We start from the raw sequence: 22,177 nt of genomic DNA on the forward strand, positions 1-22,177 counted from the left end.
GGCAAAAAAGCTGTCCTTTGTATTTAGTTAATCACTTCGTTTATTTGTTTTGTATAGGGCTTTACAATTCGCAATAATTAGTTTACCCATTCTATCATAGTCTCAAAAAAACTATTTGGCAAATAAGAGAGTACAAGCTTTCTTATTTGGCTTAACAAACTTGGCATTGGCTAAACTCTTTTAGTAAATGGGAAAGGTCTATACTTTCCCGGCTACTAAAAAAGTTTAGACTACGATTTAATTAAAATCGTAGTCTAATCCATTACTTTCATTTAACGTTTTTCAATTTCTTCTTTAAGGATTTTGTTCGCCATTGGCGGGTTAGCTTGCCCTTTTGATGCTTTCATAATTTGTCCAACTAAGAAGCCAAGCGCTTTTCCTTTACCCGCTTTAAAGTCTATAATAGATTGTTCGTTTTCATCCAAGACTTTGTTTACAATTTCTTTTAATTGTTCAGGGTCAGAAATTTGTACAAGTCCTTTTTCCTTAACAATCTTCTCAGGATCTCCGCCTTTTTCAACAAGCTCAGAGAATACCTTCTTCGCGATCTTAGAAGAAATTGTTCCATCTTCAATTAGCTTAATCATAGATGCTAATGCTTCAGGAGTAATCGCTAAATCATGAAGTTCTTTTAAATGTTTATTCATGTAAGCAGAAACTTCACCCATTAACCAGTTAGATGCTTGTTTAACATCTGCGCCATGGCCAACTGCTTCTTCAAAGAAGTCTGCCATTTCTTTGGAACTTGTTAATACATTCGCATCGTATTCCGATAAACCAAGCTCCTTCACATATCGCTCACGGCGCGCATCTGGAAGTTCTGGGATTTCTGCACGAATACGTTCTTTCCACTCTTCATCAATATAAAGTGGAATTAAATCCGGTTCTGGGAAGTAACGGTAATCATCAGAACCTTCTTTAACCCGCATTAAAATTGTCTCTTTTGTTTTCTCATCGTAACGACGGGTTTCTTGAAGAATTTCTCCACCTGATAATAGAACTTTTTCTTGACGTTTTTCTTCATACTCAAGTCCTTTTTGTACAAAGTTAAAGGAGTTTAAATTCTTTAATTCTGTTTTTGTACCAAATTCTTCTTGACCAATTGGACGTAAAGAAATGTTCGCATCACATCGTAGGGAACCTTCCTGCATTTTCACATCAGATACACCTGTGTACTGAATAATGTTTTTCAGTTTTTCTAAATATGCATAAGCTTCTTCTGGAGTGCGCATATCGGGTTCAGAAACAATTTCGATTAATGGTGTTCCTTGACGGTTAAAGTCAACATAAGAATATCCGTCATCACCGTGAGTTAATTTACCAGCATCCTCTTCTAAGTGAAGACGAGTAATACCGATTTTTTTCTTCTTGCCATTTACTTCAATTTCAATCCAACCATGTTCCCCAATCGGTTGATCAAATTGGGAGATTTGGTAAGCTTTCGGATTATCTGGATAGAAATAGTTTTTACGGTCAAACTTCGTATCTGTTGCAATTTCACAGTTTAAAGCCATCGCAGCTTTCATAGCGAAGTTTACTGCTTCTTCATTTAAAACTGGAAGTGTTCCAGGATAACCTAATTCAATTGGGCTTACATTTGTATTTGGTTCAGAGCCAAATGCATTCACACTTGGGCTAAATATCTTAGATTTTGTTTTTAATTCTACGTGTACTTCTAGACCTATAATTGTTTCAAAATTCATTAGTTACTACCCCCTAGTTGAGGTCGTTTTGTATGAAAATCTGTTGCTTGTTCAAAAGCATGTGCAGTACGATATACAGTGCTTTCATCGAAATGTTTTCCAATAACTTGTAAACCAATTGGTAAACCTTCGTTTGAGAATCCACATGGAATAGAGATCCCTGGGACACCAGCTAAGTTTACTGGAATGGTTAAAATATCATTTGCATACATGGTTAATGGATCATCAATTTTTTCTCCAACTTTAAATGCTGGCGTTGGAGTTGTTGGTCCAATAACAACATCGTATTCTTCAAAGATTTTATCGAAGTCATTCTTAATTAATGTACGAACTTTTTGTGCCTTTTTATAGTAAGCATCATAGTAGCCGGAACTTAAAGCAAATGTTCCAAGCATGATACGACGTTTAACTTCTTGTCCAAATCCTTCACTACGAGAATTCTTGAACATATCAATCATGTTATCTGCGTTTTCTGTACGTACACCATAGCGAACCCCATCAAAGCGCGCAAGGTTAGCAGATGCTTCAGATGAAGATAGGATATAATAGGTTGCTACTGCATATTTAGAATGTGGTAGAGAAACCTCTTCCCATGTTGCACCAAGTGACTCATATACGTTTAATGCATTCATCACCGCTTCTTTAACTTCAGGGTTTACCCCTTCTGCTAAATATTCTTTCGGTACTGCAATTTTAAGTCCTTTTACATCATTTGTTAAAGCATCTGTATACTTAGGCACGTCCACATTTGCGCTAGTTGCATCCATCTTGTCATGTCCAGCAATTACTTCCAATACACGTGCATTGTCTTCAACGCTGCGTGTAATTGGTCCAATTTGATCAAGGGAAGAAGCAAATGCTACTAAACCAAAACGAGATACACGACCATATGTAGGTTTCATTCCTACCACACCACAAAATGCTGCAGGTTGGCGAATAGAACCACCAGTATCAGATCCTAAAGAGTATAATACTTCTCCTGCTGCTACCGCTGCTGCAGATCCACCACTAGATCCACCCGGAACATGATCTGTATTCCATGGGTTTCTGGTTGGAGTATAGCTTGAGTTTTCATTAGATGAACCCATCGCAAATTCATCCATGTTTAATTTACCAATTGTAATTGGTTTTTCATTCGCTAATTTTTGAATAACGGTTGCATCATATAGTGGATCATGGAAGTTATCTAAAAATTGACTTGCACAAGTAGTACGAAGGCCTTTCGTCACAATATTATCTTTAATACCTTGAGGCATGCCAAAAAGACTTGCAGAAGTATCTGGAGACTCATCTAGTTCCTTCGCTTGTCTTCTTGCATTTTCTTCATCTAATGTTAAAAAAGCATGAACTTCACCGTCTACTTCTTTAATACGTTTGTAAGATTCTTCAACTAAATCTTGAACGGTGATTTCTTTATTATGTAATTTCCCTTCCAATTCTTTAATGGAATGGTCAAATAATGACATATCCTTCTCTCCTCCTTAATCTAGTACACTTGGCATTCGCTAAATGTAAGTAAATGCCTTTGTTGCACGAATGTAAACTTTTGCACTTTCTACTCTGTCAAAATGGATGGTACGCGGAATTGACCATCTTTTTTGTCCGGAGCATTCTTCAAAGCTTCCTCTTGCGTAATCCATTGTCTTGCTTCATCTTTACGCATCACATTCTTCATTTCTAATACATGGGTAGTAGGTTCTACGTTTTCTGTATCAAGTTCATTTAATTGTTCTGCATAATCAATAATAGCACCTAGGTCTTTTGTTAACTGTTCGACTTCTTCTTCCGTAACAGCAAGTCTTGCTAGATGAGCAACGTGTTTTACTTGTTCTTTTGATATGTCTGCCATGGTTCAACCTCCAAACCGTATTTTCGCTATATAAGGTTGTTCAAAAAGCCCGGTGAAAATGACACTTCCGTTTCTAGTTGGCTCGCTTTTCATCCTTATTTTTGAACACTCACTATATACATCTCAATATAACCATAATTTATTATTATAACACTATGATAATAGCAGAGATAGCCGTATCTAGGCAAATTTTGTAGAAAAAAATGTTGTACAAAATAAAATGCCGGAAAAGTAAATACTAATCCGGCTCTGTCTTCTTAAAATTAAAGCGTAAAAAATATGAAGATATTAAAAATTAGATAGGAAGTTTCCAATAAAGAAAATCCCTGGCTCCACTTCGATTGCTAAGTCATTTGGTAAAACCGAAAAAGCAACCCCAGTGGCTAGTAGAGCACCAAGACCTATAATCATCAATGCTTTTTTCATTTACATAGCCCCCCTTTTTTATATATTAGCAATTTGCCTATAGGCAAAATTGACTACCTTATAATACTTAGCCGCATCCTTGTATCGTTGCCGTTTTTCAAAGAAATCTGCAAGTAGACTACTAAATATAATAATATTTGCGTAGTCTTTTGTTTTCCTTAAGTAAGGTAAGAGCTCGTTAACCATTACATTTTCAAATTTATCCCATTCTTCAGTTAAAAGATAGTGATAAATATGAATCGTATAGTGGCACAACCTATGTGTTTCGTCTTTTAACTCATTCATTAATTCAAAGGCAGCATGTATGGTTTCTTTTGCCTCTTCATATCTTCCGGCTTGATAATACTCACTTACGGATGATGCTAAAGTAGTTAACCTGTTAGTCGGTAAAACTTGTTCATCATTCAATACTTCTAGATAATGTTTAATTGCTTCCTCTGAATCCCCTTTTACAGAGTATAAATGACCAAGATTTTGGTTTGTCAGTTGGATAATAGCTTTGTTATTGTTCAATTTACCTAAATGTAATGCTAGATTATAATTTTTTATAGCTTTATCATACATCCTAATTCTTCTGTATGATATACCTAAAATATTATGACATTGGGCACAGCGAACAAAGTCATATTGTTTCATATAAACTTCTAATGCCTGATTCGCATAATCAATAGATTCCAATGTATTTCTTAGCTTACTATGCGTAACCGCTAAAAGATAGTAAACATCTGCTACCTCGTGTTCTTCTAAATTTAAAAACTTAAACAATGTTTCTGCCTTGTTGTACATATCTAAGGCAATACTATTATCCTCTATGATAGAATAATAGTTTCCTCTATACTTACACCAATAGAACTTATGTATATCATCAAAATCATCGCTCATTTCAGTGAGCTCGTTTATTTTATTATAAGCTTTGGATGTCTCTCCAATCAAGAGGTAATACCTGATTTTATGTAATTCAAATAGGAGTAGACTATCCGATATATTAGTATCCATTAATTCTTGTAGTTCTTTATATGTAGCAATAATATCCTCTTTATCATTCACTTCGAAGAGCATGCTAAACCATTGATCACATTTTCTCCTAATCATTGGCTCTTTACTCTTGTCTACGTTGATACCAAGCTTATTACAAAGTAACTGAATAATTTCAGGACTTGCTTGGGTTTTTAGATTTTCAATTTTGGACAAGTAGGATACAGAAACGATACCATCAGCTAATTCCCCTAGTGTCATTCCTTTCTTAGTGCGTTGCAATTTAATAAAAGATCCAATCTCTATCAAAATACCCATCCTATCCTATTAAGTATGAAGTTTTAATGATATGTATTCGTTTTACATTATAACATAGGTACTATAGTTTTATATTAGAAAAATTATAGCTAGATTCCTTAATTAACAATAGATTCTTGTGAGCCTTCCCAAAATAAAAAAATCATCACCCATTTTTTAGGTGATGATTTTTAATCAATTATAAATATGAAATTCTGGTTTTTCCTTTCCTGCTTCTCGATAGATTAAACTCTCTGCACCAGCACTTGAGGTAACCTGAACTTCTAAATCATAGTTCTTTGGAAACATGTCTTGAATAAGTCCGTATGCATATTGAGTAAATCCTATTATTTCCCCTTTACCATAAAACTCAAGTGGTATTTCGATTGTAAGCTTTTGTAAATCATCGTTAATGTAAAAGCCTTTTCCAATATAACCGACATAATTAGGGAAGAATTGTGATATTTCATTTCCAAAACTATTAATTATTTCATTGTCGTCTGTATAATCCTTTTTCGCCTCTTCTGATGGGAAAAGAACATTTTTTTCATTTATTTTATCCCATTTATCTATTTTGTTTTGTCCAGCAGGAACGACTGTTTTGGAGACGAAATTTCCTGGTACAGGGGAATCTATTTCCGCTTCCCTAAACAAAGCAATCATAATCGGTACATCCGGAAAGTTTTCCATACCCTTTAATTCGTCTACCACCTTTTGTGCCACTTCTTGGCCTTTTTCTATCATATCTTTCATAGGAATTTTTTTGTATTGATATGGTCCACCAACTTCTGTTTGGAATCGATAAACGGATTTTAATGCAATTCCTATAGAAACTCCAGCTAACTCAACCGTGTTTTCCTTTTCGTTTCTTTTCATATAATTTTGCTCTAATATATGTGTTAAGTAACGAGGATTCTTTTTGTAAACTTCAGCTTTTTCTTCTTTATCCAATCCTTTGATTTTTTCCTCGTTTACCTTTGGATTTAATTCATCAATCAAAGAAAAGAGAAGTTCATTTGAAAAATATTGCCCTTCTTGATAAAACAGCTCACTCGGGTCAAAGATTTCCTTAGATTGGCGCATGAGTCCTTCTTCCAGTTCATCAATATCCACTCGGTTTCCCATTTGGTTCGTAATGACCCCTCTCGCCTCACTTGTCTGAAACGGAAGAATAATACGGTACGTTTCATCGGTCAATTGATAGCTTGGAACAATGGACGTTTGTTGTTCTTTATTTTCGTTTTCTTGCACTACTTCCTCTTGATCATTATTTTTCGGTGAACAGCTCGCAAGTAGTAGGAGTGCGATAATTAATATGGTACTTATTCTTTTCATTATGAATTACTCCCTAATGCTTCTTTTAATTGTTCTTCATTCCAAATCGTAATTCCAAGTTTTTGGGCTTTATCATATTTAGACCCAGCGTCCTCACCAGCGATAACGATATCGGTTTTCTTACTGACGCTTCCAGTAACAGAACCACCCAAAGCCTCAATTAATTCTTTGGCTTCGTTACGGGTATAGTATTCCATCTTACCGGTTAAAACAATTGTCTTTCCAGCGAAGATACTTACTTCATTTCCTGTTTCAACTTTCTTAGGGCCTTTATATTCCATATGGACTCCTAAGTCTTTTAAATCCATTAATAACTTTTGGACATGTTCTTCCTGGAAATACTGAACAACGGCATCTGCCATCTTTTCTCCAATTTCATCTATTGCCACGAGATCCTCATAGGTTGCTTGCTCTAATTTTTCCATGGTTTCAAATTCCATTGCGAGTGTTTTGGCAGCTTTGGCACCGATAAAACGAATTCCTAATCCAAATATCAATCGTTCCAACGAATTCTCTTTGGATGCTTCTATTGCATGTAGAAGGTTTTGAACGGACTTTTCACCCATTCTTTCTAACTTCAACAATTGTTCACGGTCTAGACGGTACAAATCAGCAAACGTCTGAATGAGTCCGTGTTGAAATAGCTGGATGATTACTCTTTCGCCTAATCCATCAATATTCATGGCGTTACGTGATACAAAATGAATTAATCCTTCTGTCAATTGGGCAGGACAACTAGGATTGATGCAGCGCAGGGCCACTTCACCTTCTAGTCTTACGAGTTCACTCCCACACGCAGGACATTCTTTAGGCATATGAAACTCTGTTGCATCAGCCGAACGTTTCTCCTCCACGACACGGACAACCTTTGGTATAATGTCTCCTGCCTTTTTAATAACAACCATGTCGCCAATTCGGATATCTTGCTCACGAATTAAGTCTTCATTATGTAAAGAAGCACGTTGTACGGTTGATCCAGCTATTCGAACTGGCTCTAAAATAGCAGTAGGTGTAATGACTCCAGTTCGACCAACACTTAGTTCAATATCAATTAGTTTTGTCATTACTTCTTCAGCAGGAAATTTATAGGCAATAGCCCATCTTGGACTTTTCGCTGTGTATCCTAATTCCTCTTGTTGTTCCAAATTATCCACTTTGATTACAATTCCATCAATTTCATAGTCGAGGTTAGGACGCTCTTTCGTCCAATACTCTACAAATTCCATTACTTCTTCAATTGATGAGCATTTTCTCCACTCTGGATTCGTTTTAAAACCGAGTTCTTTTAGTTTCTCTAACCGACCGCTATGTGTGGTAATATCATTGTTTTCCCACTCTCCAACTGCATAAAGGAAGATATCAAGATGACGTTTAGCTGCTATTTTAGGATCTAATTGGCGTAGGGACCCGGCCGCAGCATTTCGTGGATTTGCAAATGGTTCTTCCTCATTTTCTGTTCGTAGTTCATTTAATTTCAAAAATGAACGATGGGGCATAAAAGCTTCACCACGTACTTCTAACGTTTCTGGTTCTTTCAATGTTAATGGGATACTACGGATTGTTTTTAAATTATTCGAGATATCTTCTCCAATCGTTCCATCTCCGCGCGTTGCACCACGAACAAACTTACCATTTTCATAAGTAAGAGAAACTGCAAGCCCATCAATTTTTAATTCACAAACGAAAGAGACTTCTCCATCTACTCCTAGACTAGCGCGTCTTGCAAAGTCTCTTAAATCTTGTTCATTGAAGGCATTTCCTAAGCTGAGCATTGGAACACGATGCTCCACTTTAACAAATCCCTCCAGAGGTTCTCCACCAACACGCTGGGTTGGGGAGTCCTCTGTAATCAAATGAGGGAATTGCTCTTCTAACTTTTGTAGTTCTCTTAGCTTCTCATCATATTCTGAATCAGGTACAGTTGGCTGATCTAACACATAATATTCGTACCCATATTGATTCAGCAATTCTTTAAGTTCCTCTATTTTCTTTTGTGCTTGCTTTTCATCCATAAAGAAGCACACCTCCTACTGTTTTGTAATCGGAGCAAATTTTGCTAATAACCGTTTAATTCCGGTTGGGGCTGGAAATGCAATATCTAATTCTGTGGAATCCCCTTGTCCTTGTACTTTTACTACGGTACCTATCCCCCATTTTTTGTGTGTCACTTTATCTCCTGATGCCCACTCCTCATTTTCAGCTCCAGTTGTTTTCTGCATACGTACTGCTTGTCGCTTAGGTGCTGGGGTGTCTTTTCTCTGTCCAAATGAAGAAGAACCATAGGTGAATGAGTTCAGTTGTTCCAAACCGTCTAATAGATCTTTGGGAATCTCGTTAATAAAACGACTAACTGGATTCATACTTGTTCTACCAAATAAGGTCCGCATCTTGGCATGTGTAAGGAAAAGGATTTTCTCTGCTCGAGTTATTCCTACATAAGCCAGTCTTCTCTCTTCTTCCATTTCCTCTTGATCCATAATCGAACGACTATGTGGGAAAATCCCTTCTTCCAAACCAATGAGGAACACAACAGGAAACTCAAGCCCCTTTGCAGCGTGCAATGTCATCATGGTAACTTTTTCTTCATTATCTGGATCTTCCTCATCCACTTTATCGATATCCGCAATAAGCGCTAAATCAGTAAGAAAGGCAACTAATGTCTTATCTTCAGCACTAGCTTCAAAGTCTTTCGTTACCGTCATAAACTCTTCTAAGTTCTCTAAACGTGACTGAGATTCAAGTGTATTTTCATTTTTAAGCATCTTCTCATAGCCTGTCCGTTGCAATATTTGTTCAACCATATCCGTAGCTGTTAAAAATTCTTGTTGTTGAGATAATGTTTCAATCAACTGGCCAAATTCAACTAATGCATTTGCCGCCTTCTTAGATACACCAGTAAAATCAACTTCCTTTACTACTTGGAAGAAAGAAAGATCGTTTACCATTGCATAAGCTCGTAGTTTTTCAATAGAGGTTTTCCCTATTCCACGTTTTGGCTCATTCACGACACGTTCAAAACTTATATCATCATCTGGGTTTGTAATTAGGCGTAAGTAAGCAAGCATGTCCTTAATTTCTTTTCGATCATAGAACTTTGTGCCACCAACCATTTGATAAGCAATTCCTGATTTTACAAACGTATCCTCAATGGCACGGGATTGTGCATTCGTACGGTATAAAATCGCAATATCACTTGGAGAATACCCTTCTTTTGTTAATTCTTGTATTTTATTTGTGATAAATAATGCTTCATCTTGCTCTGTTGAACCTTGATAATAATTGATTTTTTGTCCATCTGGGTTTTCTGTCCAAAGATTTTTTGGTTTACGTCCAGGGTTGTTGGCTATCACTGTATTAGCTGCTTGTAGAATGGATTTTGTTGAACGATAATTTTGTTCTAGAAATACCGTTTTTGCTGTTGGATAATCTTTTTCAAATGATAAGATATTCGTAATATCTGCTCCACGCCAACGATAGATGGACTGATCTGAATCCCCTACTACACATAAATTTTGAAAACGACTCGCTAATTGTTTTACTAAGAAGTATTGCGCATGGTTCGTATCTTGATACTCATCCACATGGATATATTGAAAACGGCGTTGATAAAATTCTAGCACTTCAGGTACACGCTTGAATAATTGAATTGTCAACATAATTAAATCATCGAAATCAAGTGACTGGTTTTTTTGAAGCATTTTTTGATAGCCTTCATAGACTTGAGCCACTTGCCTGTCATAGAAATTCCCAGCATTCTTACTAAATTGTTCATGGGTAATTAATTCGTTCTTTGCAGCACTAATTTGCCCAATCATAGCACGTGGGTCAAATTTTTTCGGATCGATGTTTTTATTTTTTAAAACCTGTTTCACAACAGATAATTGGTCACTACTGTCTAGAATGGTGAAATTTCTATTATAACCAATCCGATCGATGTCTCTTCGTAAAATACGAACACACATGGAGTGGAATGTAGAAACCCACATATACTCACTGTCAGGCCCAACTAATCTGCGGACACGTTCTTTCATCTCTCTTGCTGCTTTATTCGTAAACGTAATTGCCAAAATATTGCGTGGTGCCACACCTTTTTCACCAATTAAATAAGCAATTCGATGTGTTAATACTCTTGTTTTCCCTGATCCAGCACCAGCCATAATCAATAACGGGCCTTCTATTGTCTTTACCGCTTCTCGTTGTTCTTTATTTAATCCTTTCAATAAGTCATCCATCGTCTGACTCATTTTTACACCTCCATCATATTAAGGCTTTACCGCTCGTACCGTTTCCAGTGCCTTATCAAAATCGGTATAGATACTATTACCAACAATAATAACATCCGCATACTGCTTCATTTCTTTTGCTTGGTGGGCATTCTCAATTCCACCCCCATAAAAGAGCAATGTATCGTTTAATTGATGGCTTACTTGTTTAACAAGTTCTGCATCCCCATATATCCCACTGTATTCCAAGTAAAATATAGGTAAGTGAAAAACTTCCTCCGCCATATATGCGTATACTAACGTATCTTCTGCATCTGGAAGTGTACTGTTCGTATATTGAAAAACCTTTGCTTCTTCATTCAAAATACAATATCCCTCAAAAACGGGTTGGACATAATCCATGTAGTCCATATGTTGTTTGATTCCTTGATGATGCATGTCCATCATCCATTTCTTTTCTTTGGAATTGAGTACCATCGGAATGAAGTAATCATCAAAACCGGTTGTAATGGCGTCCATCCTGGATATTTCCAGTATTTTATGGACGGAATAATGACTGAGTCGATTGGATAAGTCTTCTACTCCTCGATAAGTAATGTCATCTGTTCCACCAACCATGATGGCATCTGTACCTGATGTACAGAGGATATCCAATTGTTCATCCGAAATTTCCTTCGCAGGATCCAGCTTAAAAATATGCTTCCATTCGTTCATTTTTGTCTTCAAAAAGGATATCCCTCCATCTTTCAAATTACATTAATCCATTATACCAAAAATCGTAGGTAGTATTTAGAGTTATGTGGTGGAAATTTTTGAAGTGTATGTGAAAAGGCTATTATCCTGTCTGTGGTAGGGGTTTTCATGGACAAAGTCTTCTGCTTTTTTCTTGCAGATGGCCTTGTCTGTGGGGAACACGGACAAAATCTCATACTTTTTTCTTGCAAATGGCCGTGAGAGTGGGGATCACGGACAAAGTCTTCTGCTTTTTTCTTGCAAATGGTCGTGACGGCAGGGGTCACGGACAAAGTCTCCTGCTTTTTCCTTGCAAATGGCCGTGAGAGTGGGGATCACGGACAAAGTCTTCTGCTTTTTTCTTGCAAATGGCCGTGACAATGGGTATCACGGACAAAACCCCCTGTTTTTTCCTTGCAAATGGCCGTGAGGGGGCGACCTTTCTTGATTAACTACAGACAACTATGAGGATACTAAACCGTAATACTGTTTTTCTCGGTAGCCTTCGAACTATAAGAGCAGCAACCAATAAAAAACGCAGTGGATTCTGAATATCACTGCGTTTCTGCTTGCGTATAAGTGGTTTGTACCATTAAAAAATCCACTACCTTTTTGGCAGTGGATCATTTTTCTTCTAATACTCGATCAAGTACCATTTTGTATCCTTCGCTTCCGTAGTTGATGCAGCGGCGGACACGGGAAATGGTGGCGGTGGAGGCTTTTGTTTCTTGTTCGATATTATTGTATGTACTTCCTTCCATTAGCATTTTTGCAACTTGTAAACGTTGGGATAATGCATGAATTTCGGACATGGTAGCAATATCATCAAAGAAACGATAGCATTCTTCTCTATCCTTTAAAGAGAGAATTGCATCAAATAATTGATCAAGTTGCTCTCCTCTTAGCTTATCTATTTGCACGGTATATCCTCCTGACCTTCTACTTATTACTTTAAGAAGTTGTTCAAAAAGTCCGGTAAAAATGACACTTTGACGTTTCTAGTTGGCTTGCTTTTCCGCTCCTCATGTATCTTTAGGATGTACACTCCAGTGCTCCAAAGCTACACCGCCTCGAACTACCGACGCACAAGACGTGCTAGTGTCAGCGTTGCAAGAAATCTTTACGGTGGGACGAGTAATCGGAGTCCTAGGACGTTGCGACTTTAGCCGACTCGGTCCTTTTTATCCTCCTTTTTTGAACACTCACTTTAACTCTATTCGTTGGAAATTTTCACTGCTTGGTCTAACCCAGGATTTGTTGGGATAACGTTGATCCATGTCTGACCAGGTATAAACCCAATCTCTTGGCCGTCTTTTATAGGTATTATTCTACCATCATGATTCTCCCAATTCACTTTATTTATAAGTCCTTTTTGCAGTAGGTAAGCATTTCCTCCTGATTCTAAATCAATCTCCCTACGTCCAGCATCGTCAATTACTTGATGACTTGTCTCTACAATTAGTACATTTTCGACTTCGATTGGCACTTCTGTATGTAGTTCAACTGTCTTCTCTCCGCCACTCGATCTTGTATAACTTCCTGAATCTTGATCATAGTCATACTGAACATTTGCGAATGAATAAGAATCCGAATAAATCACCTCAATATGACGTGCCTCTTCTCCAGCTAATGTTTCAATCTCATCCGCTGATAGAAATGGCAAGGCTTCATATTCCGCTGTTATATCATAACCTTTATCTTTAGCCACGTCATAGGCTGCTCCTAACTGCAGGTATGAATTATGCGGGGCTTCTCTAAATGACTCTCTTTTAAATAAATAGCCATCATTATCATAGGTAGATCCGTTTAAGAAGTCAGTGCCACTATTAACAATCATTTCATCAACAAAATCTGCCGCTCCGTGATAAACATATAGAGCATGATAGCCATTTGCTAATTTAAAATAATATTCTCTAGCACTTCTTACTGGTCCAACGACTTCTGGTAAATTGCTATGATATAACGCTAAAAATCTTGTGATATTTCCTTCCGCTAGTATCTCAAAAACAATATCCGCCTGAGATAAACCTGTCTGCGGTCTAGCTTTTGGATGATTATTAACCATTACACTAATCATTCGGTTATCTATCGGTTCATTTGTACCAATACCTGTAAAAGGATATATATTTTTGAAACTTCCATCTTCTACTGCATTTTCCGTCTCTTCTTTATCATTGGAACATCCAACTAGAACAAGAAGCATCACGAAAAATAATAGGATCGGTTTCCTCATTTGCCCAACACCCTTTGTAAGATTACCCATTGCTTATTTTTGCAACTGAGAAAGATTAAAACTTTTGACTTAAGTTAGACCACGTCCAGCTCTAGCAAAGGTTTTCGGTGGAGCGAGTAATCGGATCCCCAAATTCCGCACTCACGATTGATGAAAACAGAGGCTTAGTTGCACTTATACCATTGTGGTGAAAGTCAACAAAAGCTTGTACATCACTAAACGGTCGCTTAAGCCTTCTCTCTAACTATTATATGTTAACACATTGTAGCAGGGAAGAGTATTTCATTTTTCTTAATATCTACAATTCCTTGTTGTGTAATTCGAATATATGGCAAATGTGTAGAGGATAAGAAAAGGATGTTATAGATTGGATCGTCAAATTTATAACCAAATTCTTTAAGATAGTTCTTTAATTCTCTTTCCTTCTCCATTATAACATCCATTGATTCCGTAGACATGATACCACCTAGCGTTAGGGAAAGGTCGGTCAGTATTTCTCCTTTATGAACAAGGACAATTCCTCCACCAATTTCTTTTAACCTCTTCCATGCAAGTAAAATATCCTTTTTACTTTTTCCAATAAAGATTAAATCTCCGGATGAAGTAAACGAACTAGCAATAGCTCCAAGTTGATTCGTGAATCCTTTAATCGTTGTGTTAACTCTCCATTTACCATTTTTATCGATTAATATAAGAAATGCATCATTTTTATTTTCAGGAAGTTCTTCTAGTGTAATATCAACATTAATGCTATACGGTTTAACAATAACATTATTGACCATTTCTAATCCCATTGGCATGGAAAATTGTAAATCCTTTTCTCCAAGTTCCCAATCGAAGTTTAATGGAGCAACCCCATATTTTTCCCAGTTAATCTTATTAGGAAGCTCTTGTTTCGTATTGTCTTTTATAATCCATTGTCCTTTTGCTAGAACACTTATAGGTTGAGGATTTTCTTTGCTTTCTAATATATTAATATGTGCAATTCGACCAGGCGCAATACTACCATGCGTCTCACTCAACTGAAAATGTCTGGCAACATTATAGCTACCCATCCGATATGCTTCTTCAATAGGGATTCCATTTTGAATAGCAATATCAATACAAACGTTGATAAATCCCTTTTCCGAGAACAAAGGTGTAGGTCCATCTGTTGTAAATGTTAGGTTATCAAAATTAGAAAGTCCTAGACTTAATATCTCTTTTACTAGGAGGGATAAATCAGGACGAATAGAAGAGTTCCTTAAAGATACATGATAACCCAAACGGAGCCTTCTTAATACTTCTTCACCAGTGATTGGTTCATGATCAGCAGAAATTCCAAGTAATTTCATCTTTGTTAACGTCTTTTCTGATGCACCAGGAAGATGTCCTTCTACCGGCTTTCTTTGTCTTTTTGTTTCTTGAATCCAATATAGTAATCTATCATTTCCATCTAACAGGCTTGGCCAAGAAGTTAACTCTCCACCTTGTACAACGGAAGGATGAGAAATCCATGATAACATGTCTTCCGTATTAAAGATTTCTTCTTCATCTTGTACCGAAGTTTGTGGATCAAATCGAGACCACCAATACATGGAAACTGGCAAGTGATCAAAGTCGTTTAATAGAGAAAACGCTTTCTTTTTGTCTAATAAAAAATGCCACATAAGGTTATCATTCATCATAGTGGTGGTTCCGTATCTGGCAGCATGTTTTGCTAATTCTTCTGGGTTTGATAATACAAAAGGATGGGAATGTGGCTCCATATAACCAGGAACTAGATATTTCCCTTCACAATCTACAACTTCCGTTTGATCTAGTTTGTCAGGCATATTGTCCCCAACATAAACAATCCGATCATGATATATCCATATATTCGCTTTTATCCATTGTTTTACGAAAACATTTAAATAATTACTATTTTTAAGTACAAGCGTAGGAGCTTCTAGACCATCTATTACTTTTACATGTTGTCTAAGCTCGCGGCTTCTCCAATTATTTTCATTTGTATGCATCGGCAAGCTCTCCAATAATTTATGATTACTCCTATTCTACCATACTATTATTCTTTCTTGTAGGGATGTTTGCTTAATACTTATTGACAAATTTCGCATGTGTTGTTACAAGTTTGCCTAGTAGATTCCATAATTACTGATTTCTTCTACTTGGATGCTGATATATCCTACTCAAGTACTGATATATCTTCCTTGAGTGCTGATATCCTCTCCTCAAGTACTGATATATCCTACCCGTGTGCTGATATCCCCTCAAGTACTGATATCTCACCCTTGAGTGCTGATATATCCTACTCGTGTGCCGATATCTCCTCCTTGGGTACTGATATATCCTACTCGTGTGCCGATATCTCCTCCTTGGGTACTGATATATCCTACTCGAGTACCGATATATCCTACCCAAGTACTGATATCTCCCCTCTGAGTACTGATATCCACTCTACGATGACTGATTTACTAGAAGATTAAATAAAAAAACCCCCTCATGGGTAACTAGATTTAAAATCTTGTTACCCATGGGGAGGCATTTCACTAACTCCTTTTGCCTTTTCGTTTATTTCATACCAATATCTCTACGATAATAGTAATTATCATTATTCATAGATTCTAAAACCTGGTACACCTTTTGATGCGCTTCTTGTAGATTAGCTGCTTTTGCGCCAACTAGGAGAACACGACCTCCATCGGATACAAGTGTATCCCCTTCGTATTTTGTTCCAGCATGGATAATATACGTATCTTCTATTTCCGGAAACGTTGGAATTACTGTTCCTTTTTTGTAAGGCCCTGGATAACCTGCAGATGCAAGAACAGTTCCTAGACACGTTACATCTTCCCATTCCAATTTAGGATCCTTTCCATCTAGGATATCCGTGAATACTTGAACTAGATCATTTTTTAACAATGGTAAAACGACTTGGGTTTCAGGGTCACCAAATCTAGTATTGAATTCAATGACTTTTGGACCTAGTTCCGTCATGATTAAACCGCCGTAAAGAATTCCGGTAAATGGTCTTCCTTCTGACATTAGACCATCTGCAGCTTTTTGGAGAACATTTTCTACAGAATACGCGATATGTTCTTCCGTAACATCCGGAACTGGAGCAAAGGAACCCATCCCGCCAGTATTGGGACCTTCATCATGATCGTACGCTCTCTTATGATCTCGAGCTGGAACCATTGGATATACATGGTGTTCATGAACAAATGCCATTAATGAGAATTCACGGCCGTCCAAGAATTCTTCAATAACGACTTTGGAACCTGCTTCAGAAAAGGTTTTGGAAACTAGCATATCTTCTACAGCTTTTAAAGCTTGCTCCATTGTTTCAGCAACAACGACACCTTTCCCAGCTGCTAGACCATCCGCTTTAATAACAATTGGTGCACCCTTTTCTTCAATATATGCTTTTGCCTTTTCCACATCTGTAAACGTTTCGTATTCTGCTGTTGGTATACTGTATTTTTTCATAAACGCTTTTGCAAAACTTTTACTTCCTTCTAGTAAAGCCGCTTCTTTGGTTGGGGCAAATACTTTTAAACCTTCTTGTTGGAATCGGTTCGCAATTCCTTCGTTTAATGGTGCTTCTGGTCCAACAATTGTTAAGTCAATTGCAGCTTCTTTTGCAAAAGAAACAAGATCATCTATATCCATTTCATCAATTGGGATACATGTAGCTTGTTCTTTCATTCCGCCGTTACCGGGAGCAACGTAAAGTTTCGTAACTTTACTGCTTTTGGCAAGTTCAAGTGCCACACTATGCTCACGGCCACCTCTTCCTACTACTAAGACGTTCATTCCAAGGTCCTCCACTCTTAATGTTTAAAATGACGCATTCCCGTATAAACCATTGCAATTCCATGTTCATCACAAACATCGATAGAATCCTGGTCACGGATGGAACCGCCTGGTTGGATAATTGCTGTTACACCAGCTTTTACAGCTTCTTCAACTGTGTCTGGCATTGGGAAAAATGCATCCGATGACATGACAGAGCCTTTTGTTTTTCCACCAGCTTGTTCGATTGCGATTTTTGCAGATCCGACACGATTCATTTGCCCAGCGCCAATGCCAACGGTTTGGCCGTTCTTAGCTAGAACAATTGCATTTGATTTCACATGTTTTACCGCTTTCCAAGCAAATAATAAGTCATGCAATTCTTGTTCTGTTGGTTGGCGTTTCGTAACCACTTTTAAGTCATCTACCTCAACCTTGCCATTGTCTTGATCTTGAATGAGCACGCCACCATTCACAGAGGTTAATTTATGGTTAACTATCTCCGTATCGTTCATTGGTAATTCAAGTAAGCGAATATTTTTCTTCTTCGTTAAGATTTCTAAAGCCTTCTCTGAGAAGCTTGGTGCAATAACGATTTCTAAGAAAATTTCACTAAGTTTTTCTGCAGTAGGAGAGTCTACTTCTTCGTTAAGAGCAACAATACCACCGAAAATTGAAATTGGGTCTGCATCAAATGCACGATTAAATGCATCCGAGATGGAATTCGCTACACCAATTCCACATGGGTTCATATGTTTTACAGCAACTGCTGCAGCTTGCCCATCATATTCTGCTAGAATTTCAAGCGCAGCATTCGCATCTTGAATATTGTTATAAGATAGTTCTTTCCCATGTAATTGTTTTGCTGCTGCAAGGCTCATCGTTTTAACAATCGGACGTTTGTAGAATGCAGCTTCTTGATGTGGGTTTTCGCCGTAACGTAAATCTTGAACTTTTTCATATGTAACGGTATAAGTCTCCGGGAATTCTTCGCCTGTTTCACCCATGAAGTATTCTGCAATCATTGCGTCATAGTTAGCTGTATGACGGAAAACTTTTGCAGCTAATTTTTGCCTTTTTACAAAGTCTAGTGTGTTTTCTTTTAAAGAAGTTAGAATATCATCATAATCTTGTGGATCTACTATTACAGTTACATCTTCAAAGTTCTTTGCGGCAGAACGTAGCATCGTTGGGCCACCGATATCAATGTTTTCGATGATTTCCTCTTTAGATACACCCTCTTTTTCAAGGGTTTGTTTGAAAGGATATAAGTTTACGACAACCATGTCGATTGGTTCGATGTTGTTTTCTTTCATTTGGTTCATATGATCAGGGTTAGAACGTTTTGCAAGTAATCCTCCATGAACGAATGGATGAAGTGTTTTTACCCGGCCATCCATAATTTCTGGGAAGCCAGTTACTTCGTCTATTGCTTTTGCAGGTATTCCTGCTTCTTGGATTTTGCTTAATGTTCCACCTGTTGAGATAATCTCATAATCTAGTTCTACGAGACCTTTGGCAAATTCAATGATGTTTTGTTTATCGGAAACACTAATTAGTGCTCTTTTCATTAGTTGAACCCTCCACTTTGTCTAGTATGTAAGTCTTCTGCATTTAACAGACTACTATAGTAAATTACTTTTTAACAATGTCTTTCATTACACGCGGATATAATTGATGTTCTACATGATGTATTTTTTCTTCTAGTGATTCTAAGGTGTCGTTTTCTTTTACTTCTATTTCTTCTTGAGCGATGATTGGCCCGGTGTCTATCCCCGCATCAACGTAGTGAACGGTTACTCCTGTTGTTTTGACTCTGGCATGATATGCTTGACCGATGGCATCTTTCCCTGGAAAGTCAGGTAATAAAGAAGGGTGAATGTTTATGATCCTACCTTCATATGCTTCAAGTAAGGTTGACCCTATGATACGCATGTATCCAGCTAGAAAAACCCAAGAAATATTTGCCGCGTTCAGTTTTTCTACTAAAACTTTTTCATATTCCTCTTTAGAAACATAATCTTTCGAACGGAATACAAAAGTAGGAACTTGGTATTTTTCTGCTTTTTGAATAACCGTTGCTCCAGGATTATCGCAAATAAGTAGGACAATGTTACACGAGAGATCACCAGCTTCCATGATTGCCTCAAAATTACTACCCGTACCTGAGGCAAAAACGGCAACATTTATTTTACTCATGATTGGAAATGCACCCCTTCTTTGGCTACAGCTTTACCAATTACTGATGCTTTTTCTCCATGTTCTTGAAGAATAGAAAGTACCTCTTCCACCTTATCTTGACTAACAACAAGTGCCATTCCAATTCCCATATTAAATACACCGTACATTTCAGCATCTGGAATGGAACCTAATGTTTGTAAAAAAGGGAAAACTTCAGGTACGTCCCAGCTATTTGGTGCAATTTCAACCCCTAGACCTTTGGGCATCATTCTCGGGAAATTCTCGTAAAACCCACCGCCAGTAATATGGGAAATTCCTTTGATTTCATGTTTATCTAGTACTCTAGCAATTGATTTTGCATAGATTTTGGTTGGAGTAAGTAGTGATTCTCCTAAAGACTTCGATAATCCTTTTGGTGTTTCATTCAAATTTAAACCTTCTACTAGTTTTCTTACTAGGGAATAACCATTGGAGTGAATACCACTTGATGCAAGACCAATTATAGCATCTCCTTTTTGAATTGCCTCCCCTGTAATTAGTTTAGATTTTTCCGCTATACCGACAACAAATCCTGCTAAATCATATTCTTCATCCCTGTACATACCGGGCATTTCAGCTGTTTCTCCACCGATAAGAGCCGCTCCAGCATCCACGCAACCATTCGATACCCCTGCTACAATTTGCTCCATGCGCTCGGGGTCATTTTTTCCACAAGCAATATAATCCAGAAAAAATAGTGGTTGTGCACCTTGAGCAACAATGTCGTTCACACACATCGCAACCAAATCAATACCTACTGAATCATGTTTATTTAATTGAAAGGCAAGTTTTAGTTTCGTTCCAACTCCATCTGTTCCGGAAACCATGACAGGTTCTTGATAGTTAACGTTAGATAAATCAAAAAGTCCCGCAAAAGACCCGATCCCCCCCAGCACCTCGGGACGTGTCGTTTTTGCAATATGCTTTTTCATACGCTCCACTGCTTCATACCCTTTTTCTACATCTACACCAGCTTGTTTATATACATCTGACATCGTTGATTCTACACATCCTCTAGATTAGTCCTTTATCACACATAAAGGGGATTTTTTTCCTTCCTTAATATCAATGGGATATCGACCGGACATACATGCGGTACATAATCCTTGGTTAAGTGATTTATCTTTAACGATTGCTTTTTCTAATCCCGCTTCTGATAAAAATGCTAAACTATCCGCTCCGATCATTTCTGCAATTTCACAGGTGGAATGGTTCGTCGCTATTAATTCTTCATAGGTTGACATATCGATTCCGTAGTAACAGGGATGCTCAATGGGAGGGGAAGCAATGCGAACATGTACTTCTTTTGCTCCGGCATCTTTTAGCATGTGAACAATCCGTTTACTCGTTGTTCCTCTTACAATGGAATCATCAATCATCATAACGCTTTTTCCTTCAATAATTCCCCGAACTGGAGAAAGCTTCATTTTAACACCCTGTTCACGTAAATCCTGAGAAGGCTTAATAAAGGTTCTACCAATATAACGATTCTTAATAATACCCATCTCGTAAGGTAAACCACTTTCTTCCGCAAAACCAATGGCAGCCGAGATACTTGAATCCGGTACTCCAATGACAATATCTGCATTAAAAGGGGCGGGGGCCTCTTTGGCCAACTCTTTCCCCATTTGTTTACGTGAAGCATGAACATTTACATCATTCTCATTACTATCTGGTCTAGATAGATAAACATATTCCATCGCACACAAAGCACGCTTTTCTTGTTTGGCAAAACGAGATGATTTTAATGCCCTTTCCTCGATTGTAATTAATTCTCCCGGTAATATATCTCGCACAAATGTCGCACCAATTTGGTCAAACGCACATGTTTCCGATGCAATCACATAGGCATCCCCTAATAATCCAATAGATAGGGTGAAAATACCGTGCGGATCAAGTGCTGCATACATTTTATCTTTCGTCAAAATCATATAAGCATAGGCACCATGTAATTCATTTAACGCGTTACTAATGGATTTTTCATTAATTTCTTGACCGTCACGCTTGATTAAATGAGCTAAAATTTCGGTATCTGATGATGTTTGTAAGATACTGCCTTGCTTCTCTAATTGGCCACGGAGTTCATACGCATTGATGATTTTCCCACTGTGTGCTAAAGCCATACTTTCTGTTTGAGAGTGGAATAATAATGGTTGAACATTTTCAATTCCGGTTTGACCTTGAGTAGCGTATCTTACATGACCAATTGCATGATGTCCTTGCAATTGGTCAAATTCTACATCTTTAAACACATCATTGACTAAGTCTAATCCTTTATGCGCCTTTAATTCTCCTTCTACGTTTACAACGATTCCGGCTCCTTCTTGGCCACGATGTTGCAAAGCATGTAGACCATAGTATGTTAATTCCGTTGCTTTTTCATGACCCCAAATTCCGAACACTGGACATT

General features: G+C 37.5%; 17 protein-coding genes. All 17 read right to left on the reverse strand.

What is annotated here, in order from left to right; translation table 11 throughout:
- Positions 1–272: 272 nt before the first annotated feature.
- The 17 genes from gatB to purF all read right to left on the reverse strand — a co-directional run bounded on the left by gatB (position 273) and on the right by purF (position 22,169).
- Positions 273–1,703 carry an Asp-tRNA(Asn)/Glu-tRNA(Gln) amidotransferase subunit GatB gene (gene gatB / locus ACFQ18_RS06270; protein WP_047185472.1) on the reverse strand — a complete coding sequence of 477 codons (1,431 nt, stop codon included), beginning with the start codon at positions 1,701–1,703 and terminating at the stop codon, positions 273–275.
- Positions 1,703–3,169: an Asp-tRNA(Asn)/Glu-tRNA(Gln) amidotransferase subunit GatA gene (gene gatA / locus ACFQ18_RS06275; RefSeq protein WP_047185473.1), complete on the reverse strand. Its 1,467-nt coding sequence runs from the start codon at positions 3,167–3,169 to the stop codon at positions 1,703–1,705. Before gatA ends, gatB begins: the two co-directional genes overlap by 1 nt.
- Positions 3,170–3,258: 89 nt before the next feature.
- Positions 3,259–3,552 (reverse strand): Asp-tRNA(Asn)/Glu-tRNA(Gln) amidotransferase subunit GatC, encoded by a 294-nt coding sequence (gene gatC / locus ACFQ18_RS06280; RefSeq protein ID WP_047185474.1) that lies wholly within the window; start codon positions 3,550–3,552, stop codon positions 3,259–3,261.
- 288 nt (positions 3,553–3,840) lie between these two features.
- The gene (locus ACFQ18_RS06285) at positions 3,841–3,978 is read right to left on the reverse strand and encodes a hypothetical protein (protein ID WP_165589212.1); all 138 of its coding nucleotides are present in this window, start codon (positions 3,976–3,978) and stop codon (positions 3,841–3,843) included.
- Between the two features lie 18 nt (positions 3,979–3,996).
- Entirely contained in the window at positions 3,997–5,262 is a 1,266-nt protein-coding gene (locus ACFQ18_RS06290) for a helix-turn-helix domain-containing protein (protein WP_204797903.1), read from the reverse strand.
- 183 nt (positions 5,263–5,445) lie between these two features.
- Entirely contained in the window at positions 5,446–6,585 is a 1,140-nt protein-coding gene (locus tag ACFQ18_RS06295; RefSeq protein ID WP_204797904.1) for a CamS family sex pheromone protein, read from the reverse strand.
- Entirely contained in the window at positions 6,585–8,597 is a 2,013-nt protein-coding gene (ligA, locus tag ACFQ18_RS06300) for an NAD-dependent DNA ligase LigA (protein WP_204797905.1), read from the reverse strand. Before ligA ends, ACFQ18_RS06295 begins: the two co-directional genes overlap by 1 nt.
- A gap of 15 nt (positions 8,598–8,612) precedes the next feature.
- Complete coding sequence (gene pcrA, locus ACFQ18_RS06305) at positions 8,613–10,829, reverse strand: DNA helicase PcrA (protein ID WP_204797906.1); 2,217 nt, start codon at positions 10,827–10,829, stop codon at positions 8,613–8,615.
- A gap of 18 nt (positions 10,830–10,847) precedes the next feature.
- Complete coding sequence (locus ACFQ18_RS06310; protein ID WP_047185566.1) at positions 10,848–11,522, reverse strand: heptaprenylglyceryl phosphate synthase; 675 nt, start codon at positions 11,520–11,522, stop codon at positions 10,848–10,850.
- A 641-nt stretch (positions 11,523–12,163) separates the two neighbouring features.
- Positions 12,164–12,460, reverse strand: a complete 297-nt coding sequence (locus ACFQ18_RS06315) for a YerC/YecD family TrpR-related protein (RefSeq protein ID WP_047185479.1) — start codon at positions 12,458–12,460, stop codon at positions 12,164–12,166.
- A gap of 293 nt (positions 12,461–12,753) precedes the next feature.
- Complete coding sequence (locus tag ACFQ18_RS06320) at positions 12,754–13,773, reverse strand: DUF3048 domain-containing protein (RefSeq protein WP_204797907.1); 1,020 nt, start codon at positions 13,771–13,773, stop codon at positions 12,754–12,756.
- Positions 13,774–14,027: 254 nt separating this feature from the next.
- Positions 14,028–15,770 (reverse strand): adenine deaminase C-terminal domain-containing protein, encoded by a 1,743-nt coding sequence (locus ACFQ18_RS06325; protein ID WP_047185481.1) that lies wholly within the window; start codon positions 15,768–15,770, stop codon positions 14,028–14,030.
- A 553-nt stretch (positions 15,771–16,323) separates the two neighbouring features.
- The gene (gene purD, locus ACFQ18_RS06330; RefSeq protein ID WP_047185482.1) at positions 16,324–17,568 is read right to left on the reverse strand and encodes a phosphoribosylamine--glycine ligase; all 1,245 of its coding nucleotides are present in this window, start codon (positions 17,566–17,568) and stop codon (positions 16,324–16,326) included.
- Between the two features lie 17 nt (positions 17,569–17,585).
- Positions 17,586–19,118: a bifunctional phosphoribosylaminoimidazolecarboxamide formyltransferase/IMP cyclohydrolase gene (gene purH / locus ACFQ18_RS06335; protein ID WP_204797908.1), complete on the reverse strand. Its 1,533-nt coding sequence runs from the start codon at positions 19,116–19,118 to the stop codon at positions 17,586–17,588.
- 64 nt (positions 19,119–19,182) lie between these two features.
- A complete protein-coding gene (gene purN / locus ACFQ18_RS06340) occupies positions 19,183–19,746 on the reverse strand; it encodes a phosphoribosylglycinamide formyltransferase (protein WP_204797909.1) in 564 nt (187 codons plus the stop codon).
- Positions 19,743–20,762 carry a phosphoribosylformylglycinamidine cyclo-ligase gene (purM, locus tag ACFQ18_RS06345; protein WP_204797910.1) on the reverse strand — a complete coding sequence of 340 codons (1,020 nt, stop codon included), beginning with the start codon at positions 20,760–20,762 and terminating at the stop codon, positions 19,743–19,745. The genes purN and purM overlap by 4 nt, the downstream gene beginning before the upstream one ends.
- Before the next feature lie 24 nt (positions 20,763–20,786).
- Positions 20,787–22,169: an amidophosphoribosyltransferase gene (gene purF / locus ACFQ18_RS06350; protein ID WP_379565987.1), complete on the reverse strand. Its 1,383-nt coding sequence runs from the start codon at positions 22,167–22,169 to the stop codon at positions 20,787–20,789.
- Positions 22,170–22,177: the final 8 nt, after the last annotated feature.

Source organism: Oceanobacillus caeni, assembly GCF_042678465.1.
Classification (GTDB): Bacteria; Bacillota; Bacilli; order Bacillales; family Amphibacillaceae; genus Oceanobacillus; species Oceanobacillus caeni.

What these genes read in the sequence shown, in the direction of transcription:
- gatB (WP_047185472.1), bottom strand. Translation starts at nt 1,703, where the DNA reads ATGAATTTTGAAACAATTATAGGTCTAGAAGTACACGTAGAATTAAAA.
- gatA (WP_047185473.1), bottom strand. Translation starts at nt 3,169, where the DNA reads ATGTCATTATTTGACCATTCCATTAAAGAATTGGAAGGGAAATTACAT.
- gatC (WP_047185474.1), bottom strand. Translation starts at nt 3,552, where the DNA reads ATGGCAGACATATCAAAAGAACAAGTAAAACACGTTGCTCATCTAGCA.
- ACFQ18_RS06285 (WP_165589212.1), bottom strand. Translation starts at nt 3,978, where the DNA reads ATGAAAAAAGCATTGATGATTATAGGTCTTGGTGCTCTACTAGCCACT.
- ACFQ18_RS06295 (WP_204797904.1), bottom strand. Translation starts at nt 6,585, where the DNA reads ATGAAAAGAATAAGTACCATATTAATTATCGCACTCCTACTACTTGCG.
- ligA (WP_204797905.1), bottom strand. Translation starts at nt 8,597, where the DNA reads ATGGATGAAAAGCAAGCACAAAAGAAAATAGAGGAACTTAAAGAATTG.
- pcrA (WP_204797906.1), bottom strand. Translation starts at nt 10,829, where the DNA reads ATGAGTCAGACGATGGATGACTTATTGAAAGGATTAAATAAAGAACAA.
- ACFQ18_RS06310 (WP_047185566.1), bottom strand. Translation starts at nt 11,522, where the DNA reads ATGAACGAATGGAAGCATATTTTTAAGCTGGATCCTGCGAAGGAAATT.
- ACFQ18_RS06320 (WP_204797907.1), bottom strand. Translation starts at nt 13,773, where the DNA reads ATGAGGAAACCGATCCTATTATTTTTCGTGATGCTTCTTGTTCTAGTT.
- ACFQ18_RS06325 (WP_047185481.1), bottom strand. Translation starts at nt 15,770, where the DNA reads ATGCATACAAATGAAAATAATTGGAGAAGCCGCGAGCTTAGACAACAT.
- purD (WP_047185482.1), bottom strand. Translation starts at nt 17,568, where the DNA reads ATGAACGTCTTAGTAGTAGGAAGAGGTGGCCGTGAGCATAGTGTGGCA.
- purH (WP_204797908.1), bottom strand. Translation starts at nt 19,118, where the DNA reads ATGAAAAGAGCACTAATTAGTGTTTCCGATAAACAAAACATCATTGAA.
- purN (WP_204797909.1), bottom strand. Translation starts at nt 19,746, where the DNA reads ATGAGTAAAATAAATGTTGCCGTTTTTGCCTCAGGTACGGGTAGTAAT.
- purM (WP_204797910.1), bottom strand. Translation starts at nt 20,762, where the DNA reads ATGTCAGATGTATATAAACAAGCTGGTGTAGATGTAGAAAAAGGGTAT.